Below are 5,114 nucleotides of genomic sequence, written 5' to 3'. Positions count from 1 at the left end.
GCCGAAGGCCGAGCCGTTGCTGCGGCTGCTGGCGTCGAACGCGTAGCCGGCGTTGATACCGAAGTAGGCGCCGGTCCAGGTGAACACCGGCACCGGGGTGAACACCGGCGGCGGGGCAGCCCGGCGCGGCAGGTCGGCGGCCGAGGCGGCGCCGGTCAGGAGCGCCGTGGCGGCGCTGGCGAGAAGAAGCTTCTTGATCATTGGGTCCTCTGTCTCCCGTTGTGCGGGATGTGTGCCCGGCGACAGGAACTGCAGGATGCGGCCACGCGATAGTGCAAGGATGCAACAGCGCCCGAGGCCGTCCGGACTGGGCAGGCCGTAAGGTGCGATAGAGCACATCATCGCGTTGTCGTGATTGGCCGAGGGGAACTATTTAGAGATTTCAGCCCAAGGATACCGGTTTGGCTCCGAAATACCGTTGTGACCCGGCGGGACATTTCCAGGCGTCGCGCTGCTGCTCGGTTTAGGTGGTAGACGCCCGACCGAGAGCCTATCGCAGGTTGTCATCCCGGCGCGCGGCGCCGATCCGCCCGAGGCCCTCTTGGCCGCACCCGCGTACAACGGCGCGTGGACGGGCCGGTGCATCTCGGCTAACCCATGCGGCATGGCTGACACGCTTCTCCGGCCTGACCTGGGCGTGGCGCAGGCCGCCGGTGATCTGGCGGCCGCCGGATCCCTGGACGCGATCGTGTCCATCCTCCGGCGGACCGCGCGCGCGATCGTCGGGGCGGACGGAATCTCGGTGATCCTGCGCGAGGGCGACGCGTCGTACTACGTCGCCGAGGACGCGATCGAGCCGCTCTGGCGCGGACGCCGGTTTCCGCTGACCACCTGCATCTCGGGCTGGGCGATGCTCAACGGCGAGACCGTCGTCGTGCCGGACATCGAATGCGATGACCGGGTGCCGACCGCGCTCTACCGCGTCACCTCCATGCGCAGCCTCGTGATGGTGCCGATCGGATCCCCGGAGGCGGTGGCGGCGCTCGGCGCCTACTGGTGCACGTCGGTCATCCCGGACGACGCGACCATCTGCCGGCTGGAAGCGCTGGCCCAGCGGGCCGCCGCCGCGCTGGCCCGGGTGCAGGTCCCGACCGGTGCGTCCCAGGTCCGGGACGCGACGCCTCCCGCCGGGGCCTAGAGCACTCTTCGCCCGAGCGAGAGCCGGCTCTGCGAGAGCGCGCCCGTCCCGACCCGGGCCGGAAGCCGCTCGGTCGTTCGGATCGTTCATCGAGCCCGGCGCGTCCCGTGCGGCGCCTCACCCGCATCGGCCTCTCCGCGGCTCCGCCGGTCGCCATCCCGCCGGTCGCGTCGACGTGGCCGAGGGCGGAGCGGGCGAATCCCACGCGGCCGGGTCCGAAGACCTGTGCGTTCGCGAGAACAGTCTCCCCGCCCCGGCATGCCGGCAAGCCACCTCGGTCTTTCGGTAATCGTTTTTGAATTCTTCTCGGAGACGTATCTCCGTATCGCAAATGTATTTCTTTCGATCTTGAGGCAAAATTTCGCCCTGTCTGCCGGCATGTCTTGAGCTTGAAAAGGTCCTTCTGCTAGCAGGACTTGCCGCGGGCGAATCGTCCGGACCGGCAGATCAGGCAAGATCTCGGTCGGAACGGGGACCGCCAAGCAGCGGACCGCGGTGGCGGGATCGGAATACAGGAAAGAGTCTCTGACGATGGCATCGGCCACCAGCATCCAGGCAGCCACGGCGCCGCGTACCGATTACAGAAGCGCCGCGATCGCGGGCTTCGTCGGCGGAAACCTGTCGAGCTTCGTCAAATGGGGTTCCGAGATCCCATTCCCGCCGCGGGAGGCCGGCCGCATCTCGCCGCCCTTCGCCATCCTCAAGGCGGTCGGTCTGGACGCGGAGGCCATGACCTACGTGTTCACCGGCCACGTCATCAATTACGGCGTCGCCCTGGTCCATCAGGGCTTCTCGGTCTTCTTCGGCCTGCTCTACTGCCTGCTCGCGGAGACGGTCCCCCTGGTGACCCTGGGGCAGGGGCTGGCCTTCGGGCTGGTCATCACCCTGCTGTTCCACGCTGTCCTGCTGCCCCTCGGCGGCTGGGCGCCGCAGGTGTGGGACATCTCGGCCCAGGAGGTGTTCTCCGAGGTGTTGGGCCATCTGCTCTGGGCCTGGACGATCGAGATCGTGCGGCGCGCGTTGCTGGTCGCGCAGCCGGACTCATAGAGCTTCGTCCCGAAGGCCCGCCGGATCATGCGGCGGGGCTGGCGCAACCGGTCTGCGTGCCGCCCCCGCCCGGGACGAGCCCAGGAACCCCGGCGGCGCGTTACGGGCCCGTGACAATTCCTGCCGGTGCAGGATGAAATGGCATGTCTCCGCGCCAGATTCTCCCGAGACAGCGGCGTGGGATTGAGATCATGCGACAGCGTTCGAAGGCGCCGGTCAACGCGATCGACGGCTTCAGGGAACCGCTCGACAGGCTCCGCGCCGCGCTCGACGCATCCTGCGTGGTCGGAACCTGGGACTGGGACATCGTCCGCAGCACCATGGTGTACGATGCCGGCGCGGCGCGGCTTCTGACTGGCGATCCCTCGCTCGCCGAGACGGAGATCACCGGCCCGCAGACCATGGCGGCGGTGCATCCGGACGATCACGGATGGCTGCTCGATCATGTCCAGCAGGCCGTGAAGACCGGGGGGCTGGTGCTGGCCGAGTACCGCGTCGTGGCGGAGGACGGGACGGTCCACTGGCTGCTCAGCCGGGGGCGGACGTACCAGGACCCGGTCGGGCATCCGGTGCGCGCCCGCGGCATCATCATCGACATCACCGAACTGCGCGAAGGCGGCGACCGCTACGTCTTCAGCGGCGAGGCGGCGCCGGCCTGCCCGCTGGACCGGGCCGCCGACCTCGCCATCGCGCTGCGGCGGATCCTCGGCGACGACGTGGCGGCCGACATCCGGGTCGCGGCCGACATGCTCCTGATGAGCCTCGGGCGCGCCATCGCGCGGAAGCGCGCAACGCACTGACCGTCACGCGGCGGCGTCATCGGAATCGGTCCCGGGACCGCGCCGCCTCTCGGGAACTCGCTTCGACCTGCGGTCTTGGCCCCTCGTGACCGGTCCAAAGGACCGGACGGGCGGGAAGGGCCGGCAGAGGCGTCCCGACCGGCCGGATCCGCGGGGCGAACCGCTCCGGGCATCGGCTTGGCGTGAGGGCCGCTCGATCGCGTGCATTGCCGAGCCCGCGCCATCGAGCTTTTCTCCGAGAGTTCAAGGTAAATCCTGCAGCATCCTGCAGAAGATCATTTTCTTTCGCGCAAAATCCGGATTTTCGGAACGTATTACGCGCTCAAAAGATTGATCGATCCCAAGACAATAATGGAGTCGATCATGCGTATGCCCCTTGCCCTTGTTGTCGCGACCCTGCTCGGCTCGGGAGCCGTCGCGCAGACGACGGTCACGGGCACGCCGGCCGCCCCCGACGCCAAGACGAGCCGGCAATCCGGCGGTCAGGAAGCCGTGACGCGGCCGAACACCGACACGATGACGCCGGCCGGCGGCGGCGCCCATGCCGACGTCCGGCTCGAGAAGGGCGCCAACAGCTTCACCGAGGGCGAGGCGCGCTCGCGCCTCGAGCGGGCCGGCTACACGGAGGCCCGGGACCTGAAGAAGGACGCCGACGGCATCTGGCGCGGCACGGCCCAGCATGGCGGCCAGCCCGTGAGCGTCGGCCTCGATTTCAAGGGCAACGTCGCAGCCCAGTGAGCCCCCCGAATCCGCACAGGAGACATTTTATGGCCCCGCAGACCATCACGGCCCTCTACGATCGCTACGAGGATGCCAGCGCCGCCGTCGGCGCCCTCGAACGCGACGGCATCCCGCACGGCGACATCAGCCTCGTCAGCAACAACGAGGGCGACCGCCACGCGGGCCTTCCCGGGGACCGGACCGTCGGTGGCGCAGCCGGAGATGCGGACGCCGCCGCCAAGGCCAAGGACGGCACCGGCGCCGGCGCGACCCTCGGCACCGTCGCGGGGGGCGCCGCCGGTCTCCTCGCCGGCCTCGGCCTGATCGCGATCCCGGGCGTCGGACCGGTGGTGGCCGCGGGCTGGCTGGTCGCGACTCTGACGGGCGCCGGGATCGGGGCGGCCGCGGGTGGCTTGGCCGGCGGCCTCACCGGTGCCGGCGTGAGCGGGGCGGATGCCGATGCCTACGGCGAAGGGGTGCGGCGGGGCGGGACCCTCGTCACGGTCCGCATCGACGAAGCCCAGGCCTCGCACGGCGCCTCGACGGTGGCGGCCATCCTGGAGCGGCACGGGCCAGTCGATCTCGACCAGAAGGCCAGCGCTTGGCGCGCGGACGGCTGGGCCGCGCCGGATCTCGGCGGCGACGCGGCCGCACGCCCCGGGACCCCGGGCCGGGTCCGGAGCTATCCCCCCACCACCGGCCTCTGACCGCCCATGGGGGCCGCCCGCGTCCCCCGGCGCGGGCGGCCTTCGGACCCGGTTCACGATCGACGGCGCGCATCCTGGCGCCCCGCCGGCCGGGACACGCCGCCGAGGCCCGGTCCCGACGGGATCTCCGCGCCCGCCGCGGTATCGGCGCGTCGAGACGGCATACGGCAAGGATGCGCGCGGCCCGCCGCCCGGTACCAGCCTGCGCGGAGGGGGGAATACGAATATCTTGGCGATCGTCGACCAAAATTTACTTCGTTTAAACTCGTGCCGTCCTCAAACAATAGGGATCCAGATCACGATCTGAAGGACCCCACATGAACGAGATATTCGGCGAAAAGACCGATACCTTGACGTTTATCACTGCCGAGCTTGTTGCCGCCTACGTGTCGAACAATCCCGTGCCGCCCGCCGAGCTTCCGGCGCTGATCGCCCGGGTGCACGGCGCGATCACCGGCCTCGTCTCCGGCACCCTGACGGTCGGAACCGACGCGACGGCGCAGGTCGCGGTCGAGAAGCCGGGCGCGGCCCAGATCCGCAAGTCGGTCCGGCACGACGGCCTCGTCAGCTTCATCGACGGCAAGACCTACAAGACGCTCAAGCGCCACCTCACCAGCCACGGGCTCGACCCGAAGGCCTACCGCGACCGCTACGGCCTGCCGGCCGACTACCCGATGGTCGCCCCGAGCTACGCCGCGCAGC

General features: G+C 69.7%; 6 protein-coding genes and 1 pseudogene. 6 read left to right on the top strand and 1 reads right to left on the bottom strand.

All coding sequences use genetic code 11. The annotated features are described in order from the left end of the window. Window positions 1-201 (bottom strand): annotated as a pseudogene (locus tag MKL01_RS27815) (porin family protein); the annotation flags it as partial. A 403-nt stretch (window positions 202-604) separates the two neighbouring features. Here MKL01_RS27815 and MKL01_RS27810 point away from each other — a divergent pair. The 6 genes from MKL01_RS27810 to MKL01_RS27785 form a co-directional block, all read left to right on the top strand. Then, the gene (locus MKL01_RS27810) at window positions 605-1,138 is read left to right on the top strand and encodes a GAF domain-containing protein (protein ID WP_243908417.1); all 534 of its coding nucleotides are present in this window, start codon (window positions 605-607) and stop codon (window positions 1,136-1,138) included. Between the two features lie 531 nt (window positions 1,139-1,669). Beyond that, on the top strand, window positions 1,670-2,185 hold the full coding sequence (locus tag MKL01_RS27805; protein ID WP_243908416.1) for a YagU family protein: 516 nt from the start codon (window positions 1,670-1,672) through the stop codon (window positions 2,183-2,185). A gap of 191 nt (window positions 2,186-2,376) precedes the next feature. Beyond that, on the top strand, window positions 2,377-2,985 hold the full coding sequence (locus tag MKL01_RS27800; RefSeq protein WP_243908415.1) for a PAS domain-containing protein: 609 nt from the start codon (window positions 2,377-2,379) through the stop codon (window positions 2,983-2,985). Between the two features lie 363 nt (window positions 2,986-3,348). Then, window positions 3,349-3,723 (top strand): hypothetical protein, encoded by a 375-nt coding sequence (locus tag MKL01_RS27795; protein WP_243908414.1) that lies wholly within the window; start codon window positions 3,349-3,351, stop codon window positions 3,721-3,723. A gap of 29 nt (window positions 3,724-3,752) precedes the next feature. Continuing rightward, on the top strand, window positions 3,753-4,412 hold the full coding sequence (locus MKL01_RS27790; RefSeq protein WP_243908413.1) for a hypothetical protein: 660 nt from the start codon (window positions 3,753-3,755) through the stop codon (window positions 4,410-4,412). 317 nt (window positions 4,413-4,729) lie between these two features. Then, window positions 4,730-5,114 (top strand): MucR family transcriptional regulator (locus MKL01_RS27785; protein WP_243908412.1); only part of this gene is annotated, 385 nt, incomplete at its 3' end.

This window comes from Methylobacterium sp. J-070 (assembly GCF_022829385.1).
Classification (GTDB): domain Bacteria; phylum Pseudomonadota; class Alphaproteobacteria; order Rhizobiales; family Beijerinckiaceae; genus Methylobacterium.
Note: the sequence above shows the minus strand (reverse complement) of the source record. Positions and strands in the feature narration are given on the sequence as shown.

Coding starts and splice junctions, on each gene's coding strand:
- MKL01_RS27810 (WP_243908417.1), top strand. CDS start 605: ATGGCTGACACGCTTCTCCGGCCTGACCTGGGCGTGGCGCAGGCCGCC.
- MKL01_RS27805 (WP_243908416.1), top strand. CDS start 1,670: ATGGCATCGGCCACCAGCATCCAGGCAGCCACGGCGCCGCGTACCGAT.
- MKL01_RS27800 (WP_243908415.1), top strand. CDS start 2,377: ATGCGACAGCGTTCGAAGGCGCCGGTCAACGCGATCGACGGCTTCAGG.
- MKL01_RS27795 (WP_243908414.1), top strand. CDS start 3,349: ATGCGTATGCCCCTTGCCCTTGTTGTCGCGACCCTGCTCGGCTCGGGA.
- MKL01_RS27790 (WP_243908413.1), top strand. CDS start 3,753: ATGGCCCCGCAGACCATCACGGCCCTCTACGATCGCTACGAGGATGCC.